We start from the raw sequence: 17,006 nt of genomic DNA, 5'->3' as shown, positions 1-17,006 counted from the left end.
CAGCAGATCGGCGGGGATATGGAACAGCTTGCTGTCCAGCGGCTCCAGGCGGAACTGGAACCAGTCGTGGATCTTCATGGCGGGAATCGCCGCCAGGCTGAACACCTTGCCGAACGGGCCGCTCTTGTGAAAATTCACCGGGCTGGCGATGGTCGCCAGGCTGCGCACCGGCGCCTGGGGATGGCCGCCCAGATACAGCAGGCAGAGCAGGCCGCCCATGCAGTAACCGAGCAGATTGACCTGATCGCTGCCACTGGCCGCGCGCACCGCGTCCACCGCCCGGGGCAGCCAGTGGTTCACGTAGGTGTCCAGGTCCAGTTCCCGGTCGGCCTGGGAGGGCTGCCCCCAATCGATCAGATAGACATCGTGGCCACGGGCCATCAGATAGCGGACCAGGGAACGGTTCGGCATCAGATCGAAGGTCCAGCAGCGAATCCCCAGCGCCGGCACCAGAATCAGCGGCACGCGGTGCTTGTCGCGGCGCACCGGCACCGACTCCTCGCCCAGGGCGATCTGTTCCATGGGCGGCAGGCTGTAGTGGCGCACGGCCATGATGCCGTCCCGGTGGATCACTTCCCACGGGGTCTTGTCGGTCTGGATAAACCGGTGCGGGTGCCGGCGCCGCTCCACCATGTGGCCGAGCGCGCGGGCGGAATTTTTCAGGGACGGTCTCAGGGACGGGCGTGAAGCCATGCATCCTCGCCAATTGAACGTGTGCGGAATTGAAGCTGTACTGACAAGGCGGTAATCTTGCCGTGCCCGCAATAACCGAGCATTGGCCCCCGTGACGGATACCAGCATTCCCTACACCCGAATGGACGTTTGCAACCGCTCCCTGGAAACGGTGAGACATTCCCGTAACCTGGGCATGGAAGTGCTCAGCGCCGAGGAGGACGGGGTGCGCGTGCGCCTGCCCTGGCGCGAGGACCTGGTCGGTAACCCGGACACCGGGGTACTGCACGGCGGCGCCATCTTCGCCATGATGGACCAGGCCGGCGGCATGGCGAACAGCTGCCGTCTGTTCCCCAACTTCGAAATCACCCCGACCATCGACTTCCGGGTCGATCACCTGCACGCGCCCACTCCGGGCAAGGCGGTGGTGTGCCATGCCAGCTGCTACCGGCTCACCGAGCACGTCACCTTCGTGCGGCTGACCACCTGGGAAGAGGGCAAGGAAGACGGCGAGCCGGTGGCCACCGCCCTGGCCACCTACACGCGCATGAAACTGGATAAGAAAGGTCGGGTGGTATCCTGATGACCAACAGTCTGAAAGCCCTTATCGAGGCCTGCCGCAAGGGCGAAGCCGCCCACCAGGACCTGATCGACCGGGTACCCTACGCCCGTTTCCTCGGCATCGAGGTGCGTGCCCAGGGCGAGGAACTCACCTTTATTCTGCCGAAAAACCCGGAGAATATTGGCAACCCCACCTTGCCCGCGCTGCACGGCGGCGCCGTGGCCGGCTTCATGGAGCAAGCGGCGATCATCTTCATTCTGCTGGAGATGGGCGAGCCCAAGGTGCCGAAGACCATCGATTTCACCATCGACTATCTGCGCGCCGGCCTGTTCCGCGATACCTTCGCGGAATGCCGCGTCACCCGGCTGGGCCGGCGCATCGCCAATGTGCATATCAGCGCCTGGCAGAAACGTCGGGAGGAGCCCATCACCATCGCCCGGGCCCATTTCTTGCTATCCGAAGAAAACAACTGACCGGCGGCCTCGCGGCCGCGATACAGGGTGAAGGGTACAGGGTGAAGGGCCGGCGCCATGCCATTCCCTGTATCCTGCAGCCTGTATCCTGAATCGTTCCTTGCCATACCAGGAGTCCCAAGTGCCCCGTTTCCCCATCGTTCCCACGCTCGCCCCGGGCCTCACCCAGGCCCTGCTGCTGGGCGCGGTGGGGGTCACCGCCCTGGGCCAGACCCTGGTGTTCATTCTGCTGCCGTCCCTGGGCCGCGCCGCCGGGCTGGCGGAGGTGCAGGTGGGGCTGATCATCAGCTGTTCGTCCCTGGCGTTCGCCCTGGCCAGTCCGATCTGGGGTTACCTGAGCGAGCTGCGCGGCCGCCGGCCGGTGCTGATTATCGGTCTGAGCGGCTACGCCCTGGGCACCCTGGTGTTCGGCGTGATCTTCCACCTGGGCCTGAATCAGGTTCTGCTCGGCGGCGGCCTGCTCACGCTGCTGGTGGTGGCGCGCATGGCCCAGGCCCTGATCATGGCCGCCACGCCGCCGGCGGCGGCGGCCTACACCGCCGACATCACCACCCCGGAGGCCCGTACCCGGGGCATGGCGCGCATCGGTGCCGCCAACAACCTGGGCACGGTGCTGGGCCCCGGCGTGGGCGGCCTGCTGGCCGCCGTGTCCCTGGTGCTGCCGCTGTACCTGGTGGCGGCGCTGGTGGGGCTGATGGCGCTCACCGTGCTGCTGTTTCTGCCGCCGTCGCCGTACCGGGGCCAACCGGCGGACCAGCGGGTCCGGGCGGTGCTGGCCACCGGGCTGCGCGCCTACGGCGACCGCCGCTTCCGGGACCTGCTGATCACCGGCGTGGTGCTGTTCATGTGCCTGGCGCTGATCCAGCAGACCCTGGGCTTTCTGTTCCAGGATGCGCTGCACATGACCCCGGCGGAAGCCGCCGGCGCCCTGGGCACCACCATGATGGCGGCGGCGGTGACCTCCCTGCTCGGGCAGTTGCTGGTGGTGCAATGGCTGCGCGCCCCGGCCCTGGCGCTGCTGGCGGTGGCGGTACCCGCCATCGGCCTGGGCGCGGCGCTGCTGTGGATGTTCGACAACCGGGTCGGCATGACCGCGGCGGTGATGCTGGTGGGCCTGGGCATCGGCTTCGGCATGCCGGCGATCATGGCCCTGGCCAGCCTGCGGGTATCCAATGAAGAACAGGGCAGGGTGGCCGGCCTGGCCAGCGCCTGTCCGTCTCTGGGGTTCGTGCTCGGGCCGTTGGTGGGCACCAGCCTCTACGCCGTGGACCACCGGTTTCCGTATATGTTGGTGGTGGTGTTGATGGTTCCGTTGGCGGTGTTGGTTTGGCGGTTGCGGGTCAAGAAGAAGGAAGTAGAGGGGAGTTGAAAGTTTAAAGTTGAAAGTTAAAAGGGCGGCTCCGTGGAGGGTTTTTCCTTTTAACTTTTAACTTTCAACTTGTAACTGGGTGATCGGAACCGCCCCGGGGTGGGGCGGCTCCCACGTCGTTCAGCCCTCGTACGGAATCAACGTCAGTTCCACACGACGGTTTTGCTGGCGGCCATTGGCGGTGCCGTTGTCGGCCACCGGCTGGGTTTCGCCGAAGCCCACCGTATCGATGCGCACGGCCTGCACGCCGAAGCCCTGAAGGACCTGGGACACGGCCTGGGCCCGTTGCTGGGAGAGCAGCAGGTTGTAGCGCTCGCCACCGGTGCTGTCGGTGTGACCGGCCACCTGGACCATGGTGGATTTGTATTCCTTCAGCACTTCGGCCACGGAATCCAGCACCGGGCGGAAGTTGCTCTGCACGTCAGTGGAGTCGGTGGCGAAGGTGATGTTGCCGGGCATGTTCAGGATGATGCGGTCGCCGTTCCGGGTTACCGAAACGCCGGTGCCTTCCAGCTTCTGGCGCAGCTTGGCTTCCTGTACGTCCATGTAGTAGCCCACGCCGCCGCCGGCGATGGCGCCGATGCCCGCGCCGGCCAGGGCGCGCTCTTTGCGCTGCTTGGCGCTGTCCGAGGTGGCGATACCGATCAGGGCACCGCTCACCGCGCCGATGGCGGCGCCGGCGCCGGCCTTCGAGGTCTGCTTTTCACCAGTGTAAGGATTGATGGTGCTACAGCCGGCCAGCGTTACCGCCCCCGCCAGCATCAAGCTTCCCGCAAGACGTTTCATTGTCGCTCCTCTGATTCATTTTGATTCCGTCCGCCATACCTTAGCCCAGCGAACGGGCGAAACCATAGTGAGCCGGTAAAAATCGGTAAAGTCGCGTACCCGCGAATAGCGACCGGCGTCACGATATGCTGGCCGCCGGGCACGCTGTCCTGAAAAGTCCATTGGTGTCCGCCAGGGCCAGTGAAAGGTCGGGCGCCGCCGGCTACCATGTCCGTTGGCCCGTGAATCGAGGAGAGCAATCCGCATGAGACGCTGGAACGGCTGGGGCGACAGCGCCAACGACTATCCGCTGAAACCGGCCGGGGCGGCCTTTCTGCGCCAGACCCTGGGGCCGGGACGGCCGCTGCCGGACGCCAGCCTGGAATCGGTGCTGGCCCGGGTGCCGGCCAGCCGGCTGCCGCCGCACCCGCTGATCGATACCGACGCGGAGACCCGCGTGCGCCATGCCCGGGGTCAGAGCCTGGCGGACTGGCTGGCGTTGCGCTCCGGCCAGGTCCAGGTGTTTCCCGACGGCGTCGCCTTTCCCGAGCACGGCGACCAGGTCCGCGAGCTGCTGGACTGGTGCCAGCAACAGGACGTGCGCCTGATCGCCTACGGTGGCGGCACCTCGGTGGCCGGCCATATCAATCCGCCCGCCGGCGAGCGGCCGGTGCTGACCCTGAGCCTGGCCAGGATGAACCGCCTGCTGGCGTTGGACGAAGACAGCCGCCTGGCCACCTTCGGCGCCGGCACGCCGGGCCCGGAGGTGGAGCGGCAACTGAAGGAGCGGGGCTACCGGCTCGGCCACTATCCCCAGTCCTGGGAGCTGTCCACCCTGGGCGGCTGGGTGGCCAGCCGTTCCAGTGGCCAGCAGTCCCTGGCCTACGGCCGCATCGAGCAGCTGTTCGCCGGCGGCCGGGTGGAGACGCCACGGGGAACCCTGGAGCTGCCCACCATTCCGGCGTCCTCCGCCGGGCCGGACCTGCGCGAAATGGTGATGGGCTCGGAGGGGCGCCTGGGGGTGATCACCGAGGTCAAGGTGCGGGTCAGCGCCGCCCCCCGGGACGAACAGTTCCATGTGGCCTTCATGCCGGACTGGGCCAGCGCCGTGGCCCTGGCCCGGCGGCTGGTGCAGGAGCGGGTGCCGCTGTCCATGGTGCGCGTCTCCAACCCGGAGGAGACCCGCACCCAACTGACCCTGGCCGGCCACGAGCGGCTGGTGAGCGCTCTGCATCGGTATCTGTCCTGGCGCGGCCAGCCCCTGGACGGAAAATGCATGGTCACCTTCGGGGTCACCGGTGACCGGCGCCATTGCCGCCACGCCCTCGGCGAAGCGCGCCGTTATCTGCGCGCCGCCGGCGGCGTCACCACCGGCCGGGTGCTGGGCCGCAAATGGGAGGAGGCCCGCTTCCGCTCGCCGTATCTGCGCCACGGCCTCTGGGAACAGGGCTACGCGGTGGATACCCTGGAAACCTGCGTGGACTGGGCGCGGGTGCCGGACACCGTGGCGGCCATCGAAAAGGCCCTGCGGGAGCACGCCGGGGAGGGCGAGCGGGCCCACGTATTCACGCATCTGTCGCATTTGTATGCGCAAGGTTCCAGTATCTATACCACCTATGTGTTCCGGTGTTCGGAGGATTACCAGAGCACCCGGCGGCGCTGGTGGGCGATGAAGAGCGCCGCCAGCGACGCCATCGTGGAACACGGCGGCACCATCAGCCACCAGCACGGGGTGGGCCGCGACCACGCCCCCTGGCTGGGGCACGAAAAAGGCGAGCAGGGTCTGGCGGCGATACGCGGCCTGATCACACATTTTGACCCGCAAGGGCGGCTCAATCCGGGCTGCCTGCTGGAGGACTGACACATGCTGGGAGCACGTCCGGCGCTGGCCACACTGGCGGAACGGCAATGGGATCTGATCGTGGTGGGCGGTGGTATCACCGGCGCCGGGGTGCTGCTGGAGGCGGCGCGCCAGGGCCACAAGGTGCTGCTGCTGGAGCAGCGGGACTTCGCCTGGGGCACCTCCAGCCGCTCCTCGAAGATGGTCCACGGCGGTCTTCGCTATATCGCCCAGGGCGATGTGCGCCTGACCCGCGACGCCCTGCGCGAGCGCGAGCGGCTGCTGCGCGATCTGCCCGGCCTGGTGGAACGGGCCACCTACCTGTTTCCCCTGCGCAAGGGCAAATTTCCCGGCCGCTGGCCGATGACCGCGGTGCTGTCCCTGTACGACTTCCTGGCCGGCATCCGTGACCACCGTTTCGTGCCCCGCCGGGAACTGCTGGCGCGGGTGCCGGGCCTGGACGCCACCGGCCTGAGCGGCGCCATGAGCTACACCGACGCGCTCACCGACGACTGCCGCCTGGTGATCCGCTGCCTGCTGGAAGCCGCCCGCCTGGGCGGCGAGAGCCTTAATTACACCCAGGCCCTGGACGCCCGCCGGGAGGGCGACCGCACCCAGCTGACCGTGGAAGACCGGGTCAGCGGCGAGCGCGCCACCCTCAGCGCGCCGGTGGTGATCAACGCCACCGGCGCCTGGGCCGACCGGCTGGGGGCGCCGGAGCCGGGCACGCCGCCGCGTATCCGGCCGCTGCGTGGCAGCCATCTGTTCGTGGACCCGGCGCGGCTGCCGGTGGACGACTGCCTGACGGTAATGCACCCCCGGGATGGCCGGCCGGTGTTCGTGTTCCCCTGGGAGGGGGTCACCTGCGTGGGCACCACCGACCTGGACCACGGCGACGATCTGGACCTGGAAGCCAGCGCCAGCGCCGGCGAAGTGGACTACCTGCTGGAGCTGATCAACAGCCAGTTTCCCGGCGCCGCCCTGGGCCGCCAGGATGTGCTCTCCACCATGGCCGGGGTGCGCCCGGTGATCGCCTCCGACGCCGCCCGCAAAGCGGCCGCCGGCAAGCCCGGCGACCGGGCGCCCTCCAAGGAGCGCCGCGACCATGCGGTGTGGCAGGGCAACGGCGTGGTCACGGTGAGTGGCGGCAAGCTCACTACTTTCCGCCTGATCGCCCTGGACGCCCTGGCCGCCGCCGGCCTGCTGGACGCCCGCGCGGCACGCCGGGCCCGGCGCAGCAACGCGCCCATGTTCCGGCCGTTGCCGGAGGCGCCGCTGCAGGTGGACCAGTTCCTGCACGGCAACCAGGACGACGACGCCCTGATTCGCTGGATGCTGGAAAACGAGGCGGTGGTGCACCTGGACGACCTGCTGCTGCGGCGCACCCGCCTGGGCCTGCTGCGCCGGGACGGCGGCGCCGCCCTGGCACCGCGCCTGCAAGCGCTCACCGGTGAGATCCTGGGCTGGGACCAGGCCCGCTGGGAACAGGAATGGAGCCGCTACCAGGAACTGCGCGAGCGCTTCTACGGGGTGCCGCCGGCGGAGCGGGCGGCGGCGTGAGCGGCAATGTGAGCGGCAGCGCCAACCGGCCGGGCTCCGGCGCGCCGCTGCTGCTGGCGCTGGACCAGGGCACGCAAAGCAGCCGGGCCATGCTGTTCGACGCCAGCGGTGAACTGGTGGGCCGCTACCAGCAGCCGATCCAGCCCTACCGGGACGGTGGCCCCGGCCACGCGGAACAGCACGCGGACTACTTCTGGCGGCAGCTGAGCCTGGCCTGCCAGGGCCTGTGGGAGACGCACGGCGAGCTGCGCCAGCGGGTGGTGGCGGTGGCTCTGACCACCCAGCGCGCCTCGGTGGTGTGCCTGGATCAGGCGATGACGCCGCTGCGCCCGGTGGTGATCTGGCTGGACCAGCGCCGCACCGACGACTATCCCCGGCTGCCGGCGTACTGGCGCTGGCCGGTGGCGGCCCTGGGGCAGGGCGAGACCCTGCGCCAGTTCCAGGCCAAGGCGGAATGCAACTGGCTGGCCGCCCAGGAACCGGACCTGTGGGCGCGCACCGATTCCTACCTGCTGCTGTCCGGCTACCTGACCTGGCGGCTGTGCGGCCAGCGCCGGGATTGCACCGCCAGCCAGGTGGGCTATCTGCCGTTTGACTACAAGAAGCAGTGCTGGGCGTCCCCCGGCGACATGAAATGGCACGCCCTGCGGGTGCGCCGTGAGCAGCTGCCGGAGCTGGTGCCGCCGGGCCGGCCCCTGGGGGCCATCACCGAGGCCGCCGCCGCCGACACCGGCATCCCCGCCGGGCTGCCGCTGATCGCCTGCGGCGCCGACAAAGCCTGTGAAGTGCTTGGCTCCGGCGCCTTCGAGCCGGACACCGGCCACCTCAGCTACGGCACCACCGCCACCTTCAACACCTGCAACGCCGCCTATGTGGAGCCGATCCCGTTCGTGCCGGCCTACGGCGCCGCCGCCCCGGGCCGCTATAACTCGGAGATCATCGTGCAGCGCGGCTACTGGATGGTGAACTGGTTCAAGCAGCAGTTCGCCGCCGAGGAAGTGCGCCAGGCGGAGCAGTTGGGGGTGCCGGCGGAGCAGCTGTTCGAACAGCTTCTGGAGGCGTCACCGCCGGGGGCCCTGGGGCTGACCCTGCAGCCGTTCTGGAACCCGGGGGTGCGGGTTCCCGGGCCGGAGGCCAAGGGCGCCATCATCGGCTTCGGCGACGTGCACACCCGCGCCCATCTGTACCGGGCCATTATCGAGGGCATCGCCTATGCCCTGCGCGAAGGCCGCGAGCGCCTGGAAAAGCGCAACCGCACCCCGGTGCGGCGGCTGCTGGTGTCCGGCGGTGGCTCCCAGAGCGACGCGGTGATGCAGATCACCGCCGACCTGTTCGGGCTGCCGGCGGTGCGCCCGCACACCTTCGAGACCTCCGGGCTGGGCGCCGCCATCAACGCGGCGGTGGGCGCCGGGCTGTTCGACGACCATGCCGCCGCCGTGGCGGCCATGACCCGGCCCGGCCGCCGTTTCGATCCGCGCCCGGCGGAGACCGCCCTCTACGACCAACTCTACCGGCGGGTTTACCGCCGCCTGTATCCGCGCCTGGGACCCCTGTACCGGGCCATTCGTCAGATCACCGGCTACCCCGGCCGGGTCTGAGTACCGGTGCTACAATAACCGCCCGTTGCTACCACTTACGGTTTCACCATCACCGGGAGGCCCCATGCGCGTCACCGATCTGGCCCGGCGGGCCGACACCACCGCCGAAACCGTTCGCCATTACACCGAACTGGGCCTGCTGCGCCCCCAGCGGGACGCGGCCAATGGCTACCGCCGCTACGGCGGCGACGACCTGCGCCGGCTGCGTTTCGCGTTGAAGGCCCGGGGGCTGGGCTTCACCCTGGGGGATGTGCGCGAGTTGATCGAGGAATCGGAAAGCGGCGCCACGCCGTGCCCACGGGTGCGGGCCCTGATCGAGACGCGGCTGGATGAGGTGGAAGCGCGCATCCGGGAATTGCGCGGCCTCAGCGACCGCATGCGCGCCGCCATGGCGGCCTGGGAAGACGCCCCGGATTGCCGGCTGGAGGATGGCCGCGTGTGCGGGTTGATTGATTCGTTTAACGCTGGCTGAAAGCCGCTCCTACATGGCTACCTTGGATGTAGGAGCGGCTTCAGCCGCGATCCAGCCGCGACCCGGCCGCGTCACTCGCGCGCCGCCGCCTCGGTCTTCTCCGTTTCCTCTTCCTTGATCAGGCCGATCACCGACCAGCCGGCCTTGGGTTCCGGCTGCTGCTCGGCGGTGAACACCTGCACCCGGTCCCGGGTATCGATGGCGAACAGCGGCATCACCTGCCGGTCCTCCACCTTCAGATAGGCCTCGAAGCTGAATTCATCGGTGATCCGGGTGCGGCGGATTTCCGCGCCCTGGCTGATCAGGCTGGCGAGCCGCGCATAGCTGGCCTCGCTGCTGAACAGGGTGGCGCCACGGTGATGGGCGGCCACCTCGTGTTTGTCTTCCTTCTCGCTGACCCAGGGCAGGCTGTAGACGTTGGCTTCACCGAATTCCAGCCGGTAGCGCATGGTCGCCATGGTATTCAGCTCCCGGCGCGGGCTCAGCCCCAGCAGCTTGCCGTAGCCGACCAGATCCAGATGCTGATCCGCGTGGCTGGAAACCGGGTTGCCATAGAAAGTACCCAGGCCCTCCATGCGCGCGGCGCGGATGCTCTCCCAGCTGGAGTCGATCAGAATCACCGGGAAGTTGTTCTCGTTGAGTGCGGCGCCCACCGCCCTGGCCACCGGGTTGGCGCCGATAATCAGGAAACCGCGCGGGCCCGGCTCCGCCACCTTCAGCAAGCGGGCCAGGGGCCGGGCGGTCACGCTCTGCAGGGCGACGGTGCCGATGATCACCATGAAGGTGAGCGGCACCAGCAGGTCGGCGCCTTCCACGCCGTTTTCCTGCAGCCGCTGGGCGAACAGGGCGGACACCGCCGCCGCCACGATGCCGCGCGGGGCGATCCAGGCGAGCAGGGCCTTTTCCCGCCAGTTCAGGCTGCTGCCCAGGGTCGACACCCACACCGACAGCGGCCGCGCCACCAGCTGGATAATCGCCAGCACCAGCAGGGCGGTGGCGCCCAGGCTCAGCAGCTGGTCCATCTCCAGGCGCGCGGCCAGCACGATGAACAGCACCGAGATCAGCATCACCGACAGGTTTTCCTTGAAGTGCAGGATGTCGTCGGTGCGTACCCCCTTGCGGTTGGCCAGCACGATGCCGGCCACGGTCACCGCCACCAGCCCGGATTCCTCGCTGATGCCGTTGGCCAGCACGAAGGAGCCGATCACCATGGACAGCACCAGAAAGCTGCGCAGGTATTCCGGCACCAGCTGCCGCGACAGCAGGAAGCTGAGCACGAAGGCCACCACCGCGCCGATGGCGGTGCCCACGGCGATGGCCTGGAAGAACAGCCACAGACCATGGAGCAGGGCGCCCTGCTGACCGGTGGCCACCACCAGCTCATAGGCCAGTACCGCCAGAATCGCGCCCAGCGGATCGATAACGATGCCTTCCCAGCGCAACAGCCGCGCCACGTTGGCCTTGGGGCGCACGCTGCGCAGCAGCGGCACGATCACGGTGGGGCCGGTGACCACCACCAGGGCGCCGAACAGCAGCGCCAGGCCGAACGGCATCTCCAGCAGGCCCCAGGCGGACAGGGTCACCACGCCCCAGGTCACCAGCGCGCCCCAGGTCACCAGCCGGCGCACGGTTTTTTCCAGCCCGCGAATCTCATCGAAGCGCAGGGTCAGGGCGCCCTCGAACAGAATGATGGACACCGCCAGGGACACGCCGGGCAACAACAGGTCGCCGAACAGATCGCGGGGCTGAATCAGACCGGTCACCGAGCCAAGCAGCAGGCCGGAGATCAGCAGGGGCAGAATCGCCGGCAGCTTGATCCGCCATGAGGCCCATTGGCAAAGAAAGGCCACCACGGTGATCACGGCAAGCTGAAAGGGGAGAGACAGTTCCATGGGCTTCCTTGTCACGAGCGAGCGGCTATGGTCCCAGCGAATCCGATAGGCCGCAAGAAATATACGTTGGGGGCAGGGCGCCCAGCCATTCTGATAGCGCGCCCCGCGCCGCCGAATGGTACCCTTGCCCCTTTACTCTTTCGTGTTTCCCGGGACCCTTTAATGTCCGCGATTTCTCCCCTGCGCCTGGCGATTCTGCTGGGCGGGCTGGTGGCCCTCGGGCCGCTGGCCATTGATACCTATTTGCCCGCCTTGCCGACCATGGCCAACGACTTTGGCGTTGCCGTGCACCGGGTGGAGCTGTCGGTGAGCCTCTATGTGATCGGGGTGGCCGCCGGCCAGTGGTTGGGCGGGCCCCTGTCCGACCACTTCGGCCGCAAGCCGGTGGCCTATGTGGGGCTGGTGGTGTTCCTGCTGGCCAGCCTGGCGATCACCGTTTGCAAAAGTGTCGAGCAGCTGTACCTGCTGCGCGTGGTGCAGGCCCTGGGCGGCGGCGCCACGGTGGTGATCGCGGCGGCCTCGGTACGGGACCATTTCAACGGCCGCGAAGCCGCCCGGGTGCTCACCTCGGTGGGGCTGGTGCTGCTGATCGCGCCGTTGCTGGCGCCGGCCATCGGCGCCGCCCTGCTGAAGCTGGCCGGCTGGCAGAGCATCTTCGTGATGCTGGCCGCCTACGCGGTGGTGGTGGGCCTGATTCTCAGATTCGGTCTGCCGTCGGTGACCCCCCAGGTGGCGGTGGAGCCCCTGCGGCACCGCATGTTCGCCGCCTACGGGCGGGTGCTGCGCCAGCGCAAGGCGATGGGTTTTATCCTCGCCAACGGGCTGGCGTTCTCCGCCATGTTCACCTTCATCACCGACGCCGCCTTTCTCTACATCGAGTATTTCGACGTGGGCGAGACCGCCTTCCCGCTGTACTTCGGCGCCAACGTGGTGACCATGCTCACCCTCAACCGGGTCAATGTGTTGCTGCTACGGCGCTACGAGAGCGTCACCATTCTCGGTGTGGCGGTGACGATCCAGTGTCTGTCGGCGGCGCTGCTGCTGACCCTGACCCTGCTGGGCCAGCTGACCCTGTGGACCACGGTGCCGCTGATCATGCTGGTGGCGGGGATGGCGGCGCTGGGGATTCCCAATGCCATGGCCAGCTTCCTGGCCTATTTCGACAAGGACAGCGGCGCCGCCACCGGCCTCAATGGCTGTCTGCAGTTCCTGCTCGCCGGCCTGATCGGCACCGCCCTGGGCATGATCCACGACGGCACGCCGCTGCCCATGGCCGCGTTGATGGCGGCCAGCGCCCTGGCGGCGTTGCTGTCGTTCCGGCTGATCGCCGGGGAGCGGATCGCTAACCGGTTGTGAGGCGGTATCGCGACTGAAGTCGCTCCTACACGGACCCTGTAGGAGCGGCTTCAGCCGCGATACCCAAGAATCACCCCGCCAGCCGCGCCAGCGGCGCGTCCCGGCCACGGGGGCGCAGGGCCTCCAGCGCCAGCAGCGGCAGCACCACCGCCCAGGGCAGCAGAATCCAGGCGGACAGGGGCATGTCGCCGTCGAACAGCTTGATCCCCAGGGGCACCAGCGCCGCCAGATGCAGCAAATGGGCGAACAGGGCGGCGCCGCCCAGTAGCAGTAACTGCTCCAGCACCGCCACCCGACGCAGCAGCGCACTGCGTGCCCCCAGCACCCGCAGCAGGGCTTCGTCCCGGCGCCGTTGCTGGCCGGCGGCCAGCCAGGCGGCGGCCAGTACCAGAATGCTGGCGGCCAGCAGCAGCGCCGCCAGGGCCAGGGCCGCGCGGCTGGCCTGGGCGATCAGGCCCTGGGCCTGGTCGAGCAGGGCATTCACGTCCAGCAAGGTGATCTGTGGAAAGCGGCGCACCAGATCGGCCAGTTCCCCGGCCTGGTCCTCGTCCAGATAAAAGCTGGTCAGCCAGTAGCGGCTCTGGCCGTCCAGGGTGCCGGGGCTGAACATAAAGTAGAAGTTGGGCTCGAAGCTTTCCCAGTCCACCTCGCGCAGGCCCACCACGGTGGCCTGCAGGTCGCCGGCCTGGGCGGTGAAGGTGAGGGTATCGCCCACGGTCAGATCCAGGGCTTCGGCCAGCTCCGATTCCACCGACACCTGGCCGGGCCGGTCGCCCACCCAGCGGCCCTCCAGGGTGCGGTTGCTGTCCGGCAGGCGCTCCGCCTCGGTGAGCGACAGGTCCCGGTTGAGCGCCCGCTGGCCCTGGTCCTCCTGCTGTTCTTCCTTGGTCACCGCCCGGCGCACCGGCTCACCGTTGATGGCGGTGAGGCGGCCCCGCACCACCGGATAGAAGCCGGGCACCCGGGCGTGGTGCCGGTCCAGCCAGGCGCGGAAGTCGTCCAGGTCCTGGTCGAACAGATTAAGCACGAAATAGTTGGGGGCGTCGTCCGGCAGCCGGTCCCGCCAGTCGGCCAGCAATTGCTGGCCCACCTGGGTGGCCAGCGACATGATCGACAGGGCCAGCACCATGGCGGCCAGCATCGGCAGGGTGGTGAGCGGCCGCCGCGACAGCCGGCGCAACGCCAGCCGGGCGCTCAGTGGCCAGCGCTGCCCGGCCCGGTCGGCCAGCCGCAGCGGGGCCCACAGCAGCAGCGGCAGGCCCACCGCCACCGCCACCATCAGCGCCAGCAGTTGCCCCAGGTCGGCCAGCGACCCGGACAGCATCATCGCCACCAGCACCGGCGCCGCCAGGGCGCCCACCAGGTTGAGGCCGGCGCGGGCGCTGGGCGCCTCCGGCCGGTCGCCGAGAACCGCCCGGGCCGGCAGATGGGCCAGCCGCCACAGGCGGGGCAGGGCGAAGCCGCCCCAGATCACCACCGGCGCCAGCGCCAGCAGCAGCCAGGTGTGCCAGGGCGGCCGCCAGGACAGTTCCTCACCCAGCCACTGGCGCAGCAGGGCAAAGGACAACGCCGCCAGGGCCAGGCCCAGCAGCAGCGACGGCAGCAGGGCCAGCAGCTCGCGGCCCAGCACCTGGGTGAGGATGCGGCGGCGGCTGGCGCCAAAGGTTTTCATCACCGCGCAGCGGCCGGCCTGCTCGGCGCCGCGCACGCCGGCGGCCAGATAGATGGCGCCGCCGCACAGCAGCACCACCATCATCACCGCCAGCTGGCCCCACAGGGTAAGTTGGCGCAGCGGTCCCATGGAGCGCAGGCCGGCGTCCTCGCGGCTGTCGATCTCCTGATTCACCGCCAGGGTCGGGCGCAGCGCCGCTTCCAGTGGCGCCAGCTGGTCGCCGGGGGCGGCGATGCGCAGTTCGTGGCGCACCCGGGTGCCGGGGCCGAGCACGCCGGTGGAGTCCACGTCCGCCAGGTTCATCATCAGGCGCGGGTTCATGCTGTAGAAGCCGGCGCCCTGGTCCGGTTCACGGACCAGCACCTTGCTCACCAGCAAGGCCCGTTCGCCCACGGTGACGAACTCACCGGGCTGCTGGCCGAGCCGGTCCAGGGCGGTACCGGCCAGCCACACCTGGCCCGGCGGCGGGCCGTGATCCACCGCCACCCCGTCGCCGAAGCGTCGGTCGCTGACCTGCACCTGGCCGAACAGCGGATAGCCGTCGTCCACCGCCTTGACGCTGACCAGCACGAAGGTGTCGTCGCGCACCAGCACCGTGGAGAAGCGGCTGATCGCCGAACGGGGGCGATCGCCGAGCAGAGCGATCTGCTGTTCGCTGGCGGGCTGGCTGCCTTCCAGAATCAGATCGCCGCCGATCGCCTCGGCGGTGCGCTGGGCGAAGCGCTGCTCCAGCTCCCCGCGCAGCAACACCACCGCGGCGATGGCCAGGGACGCCACCAGCAGGGCCAGGGCCTGAATGCGGAACGCGCCGGAGCGCCAGGGTCGCAGCAACAATCGCGGGTCACGCACTCAGACGCCCCTCCACCAGTTCCTGGTGATGGGCACAGTGGGCGGCCAGGGCCGGATCGTGGGTGACCAGCACCAGGGCGGTGCCGTGGTCCCGGTTCAGGTCGAACAGCAGGCGCGCCACCTGGTCGCCGTTGGCCCGGTCCAGGCTGCCGGTGGGTTCGTCGGCGAACAGCAGGTCCGGCTCCACCGCGAAGGCCCGGGCCAGGGCCACCCGCTGTTGTTCGCCGCCGGATAACTGGGCCGGGAAGTGCCGTTCCCGGTGCCCCAGGCCGACCCGCTCCAGCCAGTGCCGGGCGCGCTCCCGGGCGCCGTCGGCGCCGGCGATCTCCAGCGGCAGCATCACGTTTTCCAGGGCATTCAGGTCGGCGACCAGATGGAAGGCCTGGAACACGAAGCTGCAATAGCGCCCGCGCAGGGCGGCGCGGCCATCTTCATCCAGGGCGCTGAACGGCTCGCCACGCAGGCGTACCTCGCCGCCGCTGGGCACGTCGAGACCGGCCAGCAGGCCCAGTAAAGTGGATTTTCCGGAACCGGATGGCCCGGTGATGGCCAAACTATCACCGGGGTTCAGCGTCAGGTTGATATCATCCAGGAGGGTCAGCGTGCCTTCCGGCGCGGGGACCGTTTTGCTAAGTTGACGCGCGTCGAGTACCGGAGTGGAAACCATATGTGGGGACGCCTGCTGATCGTATTGTGTTTGATTGTGCCCGCCGCCGTGCGCGCCGAGGGCGTGCTGGTGCTGGGTGACAGCATCAGCGCGGCCTATGGCATCGACGAGTCGGAGGGGTGGGTACAGCTTCTCCGACAGCGCCTGGAGACGCAATGTTCCGGCCTGCCGGTGATCAACGCCTCGGTGAGCGGCGACACCAGCGACGGCGGCCGGGTGCGGCTGCCGGCCCTGCTGGAACGGCACCACCCGGACACCGTGGTGATCGAGCTGGGCGGCAACGACGGCCTGCGCGGTCTGCCGCCACCCCGGCTGACGGACAACCTGGCCACCATGATACGGATCAGCCGTGAAGCCGGCGCCGAGCCGGTGCTGCTGGGCATGCGCATTCCGCCCAATTACGGCCGCGCCTACACCGAACGCTTCGAGCAGGCGTTCCGCGATGCCGCCGAGCAGGGCGATACGCCGCTGCTGCCGTTCCTGCTGGACGGAGTGGTGGAGGCCGGCCAGTTGCAGGATGATGGTATTCACCCCACCGTGGCCGCCCAGCCGACTCTGCTGGACAATGCCTGGCCGGTGATCGAGCCGGCGCTGCCGGCGAGCTGCCGCTAACCCCCACGGAGACCGACCATGATGGATCTGCACGCGCCCCATGAGGACATTCTGACGTTTTGGTTCGGTGAGGAACGGGACGAACACGGCTGGCCGCCGGCGGGAATCACCCGGGGCTGGTTCCAGAGCAGCCCGGCCCGGGACGCGGACATCGAAGCGCGCTTCGGCGACCGGGTGCGGGCCGCCCTGGAGCGGGAACTGGTGGATTGGGAACGGGAGGCCGGCTCGCGGCTGGCGCTGATCCTGCTGCTGGATCAGTTCACCCGCAATATTTACCGGGGCAGTGCCGACGCCTTCGCCGGCGACCATCGCGCCGCCACCCTGTGTCTGGAAGGGCTCTCCACCGGCCAGGAGCGGCGCCTGGACTGGCCCGGCCAGGTGTTTTTCTATATGCCGCTGATGCACGCCGAGGACGAGGACCTGCAGAATCGGGCGGTGGGCTGTTACCGGGACCTGTGCGAGCGGGTGCCGGAGGCCCTGCGGCCGCACATCGAGGAAAACCTGCGCTTCGCCGAAGAGCACCGGGACATTATCCGCCGGTTTGGACGTTTTCCCCACCGCAACCAGGCGCTGGGGCGGGAAAGCAGCGCCGAGGAGCTGACGTTTTTGGAAACCGCCAAGCGGTATGGGCAGTAGCTCGACCTCCG

15 protein-coding genes are annotated in these 17,006 nt (G+C 68.9%); 10 read left to right on the top strand and 5 right to left on the bottom strand.

Translation table 11 applies throughout. From position 1 onward, the window contains the following. Nucleotides 1-693: alpha/beta fold hydrolase (locus FGS76_RS06840; protein ID WP_138771874.1), on the bottom strand; the 693-nt coding region annotated here is incomplete at its 3' end. A gap of 91 nt (nucleotides 694-784) precedes the next feature. Between FGS76_RS06840 and FGS76_RS06835 the strand changes: the two genes are divergently transcribed. The 3 genes from FGS76_RS06835 (at nucleotide 785) to FGS76_RS06825 (ending at nucleotide 3,076) form a co-directional block, all read left to right on the top strand. Beyond that, a complete protein-coding gene (locus tag FGS76_RS06835) occupies nucleotides 785-1,255 on the top strand; it encodes a PaaI family thioesterase (RefSeq protein WP_240692445.1) in 471 nt (156 codons plus the stop codon). Then, complete coding sequence (locus FGS76_RS06830) at nucleotides 1,255-1,707, top strand: PaaI family thioesterase (protein WP_138771873.1); 453 nt, start codon at nucleotides 1,255-1,257, stop codon at nucleotides 1,705-1,707. Before FGS76_RS06835 ends, FGS76_RS06830 begins: the two co-directional genes overlap by 1 nt. Before the next feature lie 121 nt (nucleotides 1,708-1,828). Then, entirely contained in the window at nucleotides 1,829-3,076 is a 1,248-nt protein-coding gene (locus tag FGS76_RS06825) for an MFS transporter (protein ID WP_240692444.1), read from the top strand. A 120-nt stretch (nucleotides 3,077-3,196) separates the two neighbouring features. Here the strand turns inward: FGS76_RS06825 and FGS76_RS06820 are convergent, their stop codons facing one another. Beyond that, a complete protein-coding gene (locus FGS76_RS06820; RefSeq protein ID WP_138771872.1) occupies nucleotides 3,197-3,862 on the bottom strand; it encodes a YiaD family glycine zipper/OmpA-like lipoprotein in 666 nt (221 codons plus the stop codon). Between the two features lie 244 nt (nucleotides 3,863-4,106). Between FGS76_RS06820 and FGS76_RS06815 the strand changes: the two genes are divergently transcribed. The 4 genes from FGS76_RS06815 to FGS76_RS06800 all read left to right on the top strand — a co-directional run bounded on the left by FGS76_RS06815 (nucleotide 4,107) and on the right by FGS76_RS06800 (nucleotide 9,311). Further along, nucleotides 4,107-5,702 carry an FAD-binding oxidoreductase gene (locus FGS76_RS06815; protein WP_138771871.1) on the top strand — a complete coding sequence of 532 codons (1,596 nt, stop codon included), beginning with the start codon at nucleotides 4,107-4,109 and terminating at the stop codon, nucleotides 5,700-5,702. A gap of 3 nt (nucleotides 5,703-5,705) precedes the next feature. Next, complete coding sequence (locus FGS76_RS06810; protein ID WP_138771870.1) at nucleotides 5,706-7,241, top strand: glycerol-3-phosphate dehydrogenase/oxidase; 1,536 nt, start codon at nucleotides 5,706-5,708, stop codon at nucleotides 7,239-7,241. Further along, nucleotides 7,238-8,839 (top strand): FGGY-family carbohydrate kinase, encoded by a 1,602-nt coding sequence (locus FGS76_RS06805; protein ID WP_276607927.1) that lies wholly within the window; start codon nucleotides 7,238-7,240, stop codon nucleotides 8,837-8,839. The genes FGS76_RS06810 and FGS76_RS06805 overlap by 4 nt, the downstream gene beginning before the upstream one ends. Nucleotides 8,840-8,903: 64 nt before the next feature. Beyond that, nucleotides 8,904-9,311: a MerR family DNA-binding protein gene (locus FGS76_RS06800; protein WP_138771868.1), complete on the top strand. Its 408-nt coding sequence runs from the start codon at nucleotides 8,904-8,906 to the stop codon at nucleotides 9,309-9,311. Nucleotides 9,312-9,382: 71 nt separating this feature from the next. Here the strand turns inward: FGS76_RS06800 and FGS76_RS06795 are convergent, their stop codons facing one another. Beyond that, complete coding sequence (locus tag FGS76_RS06795; RefSeq protein WP_138771867.1) at nucleotides 9,383-11,203, bottom strand: cation:proton antiporter; 1,821 nt, start codon at nucleotides 11,201-11,203, stop codon at nucleotides 9,383-9,385. Between the two features lie 162 nt (nucleotides 11,204-11,365). On the opposite strand from FGS76_RS06795, the gene FGS76_RS06790 reads away from it, so the two are divergent. After that, the gene (locus FGS76_RS06790) at nucleotides 11,366-12,559 is read left to right on the top strand and encodes a multidrug effflux MFS transporter (protein WP_138771866.1); all 1,194 of its coding nucleotides are present in this window, start codon (nucleotides 11,366-11,368) and stop codon (nucleotides 12,557-12,559) included. Between the two features lie 70 nt (nucleotides 12,560-12,629). On the opposite strand, the gene FGS76_RS06785 is transcribed toward FGS76_RS06790, so the two are convergent. Together FGS76_RS06785 and FGS76_RS06780 are read right to left on the bottom strand one after the other, a co-directional pair. Further along, nucleotides 12,630-15,080, bottom strand: coding sequence for an ABC transporter permease (locus tag FGS76_RS06785; RefSeq protein ID WP_170214416.1), 2,451 nt, complete (start codon nucleotides 15,078-15,080; stop codon nucleotides 12,630-12,632). Further along, the gene (locus FGS76_RS06780) at nucleotides 15,073-15,747 is read right to left on the bottom strand and encodes an ABC transporter ATP-binding protein (RefSeq protein ID WP_138771865.1); all 675 of its coding nucleotides are present in this window, start codon (nucleotides 15,745-15,747) and stop codon (nucleotides 15,073-15,075) included. Before FGS76_RS06780 ends, FGS76_RS06785 begins: the two co-directional genes overlap by 8 nt. Between FGS76_RS06780 and FGS76_RS06775 the strand changes: the two genes are divergently transcribed. Continuing rightward, complete coding sequence (locus FGS76_RS06775; RefSeq protein WP_138771864.1) at nucleotides 15,748-16,359, top strand: arylesterase; 612 nt, start codon at nucleotides 15,748-15,750, stop codon at nucleotides 16,357-16,359. Nucleotides 16,360-16,377: 18 nt separating this feature from the next. Next, the gene (locus FGS76_RS06770) at nucleotides 16,378-16,995 is read left to right on the top strand and encodes a DUF924 family protein (RefSeq protein WP_138771863.1); all 618 of its coding nucleotides are present in this window, start codon (nucleotides 16,378-16,380) and stop codon (nucleotides 16,993-16,995) included. Nucleotides 16,996-17,006: the final 11 nt, after the last annotated feature.

The sequence above is a fragment of the Alloalcanivorax gelatiniphagus genome (assembly GCF_005938655.1).
Taxonomy (GTDB): Bacteria; Pseudomonadota; Gammaproteobacteria; order Pseudomonadales; family Alcanivoracaceae; genus Alloalcanivorax; species Alloalcanivorax gelatiniphagus.
The sequence above is the reverse complement of the archived record's forward strand: the minus strand, read 5'-3'. Positions and strand labels throughout refer to the sequence as shown.

Coding starts and splice junctions, on each gene's coding strand:
- FGS76_RS06815 (WP_138771871.1), top strand. CDS start 4,107: ATGAGACGCTGGAACGGCTGGGGCGACAGCGCCAACGACTATCCGCTG.
- FGS76_RS06770 (WP_138771863.1), top strand. CDS start 16,378: ATGATGGATCTGCACGCGCCCCATGAGGACATTCTGACGTTTTGGTTC.
- FGS76_RS06830 (WP_138771873.1), top strand. CDS start 1,255: ATGACCAACAGTCTGAAAGCCCTTATCGAGGCCTGCCGCAAGGGCGAA.
- FGS76_RS06795 (WP_138771867.1), bottom strand. CDS start 11,203: ATGGAACTGTCTCTCCCCTTTCAGCTTGCCGTGATCACCGTGGTGGCC.
- FGS76_RS06790 (WP_138771866.1), top strand. CDS start 11,366: ATGTCCGCGATTTCTCCCCTGCGCCTGGCGATTCTGCTGGGCGGGCTG.
- FGS76_RS06800 (WP_138771868.1), top strand. CDS start 8,904: ATGCGCGTCACCGATCTGGCCCGGCGGGCCGACACCACCGCCGAAACC.
- FGS76_RS06780 (WP_138771865.1), bottom strand. CDS start 15,747: ATGGTTTCCACTCCGGTACTCGACGCGCGTCAACTTAGCAAAACGGTC.
- FGS76_RS06810 (WP_138771870.1), top strand. CDS start 5,706: ATGCTGGGAGCACGTCCGGCGCTGGCCACACTGGCGGAACGGCAATGG.
- FGS76_RS06820 (WP_138771872.1), bottom strand. CDS start 3,862: ATGAAACGTCTTGCGGGAAGCTTGATGCTGGCGGGGGCGGTAACGCTG.
- FGS76_RS06775 (WP_138771864.1), top strand. CDS start 15,748: ATGTGGGGACGCCTGCTGATCGTATTGTGTTTGATTGTGCCCGCCGCC.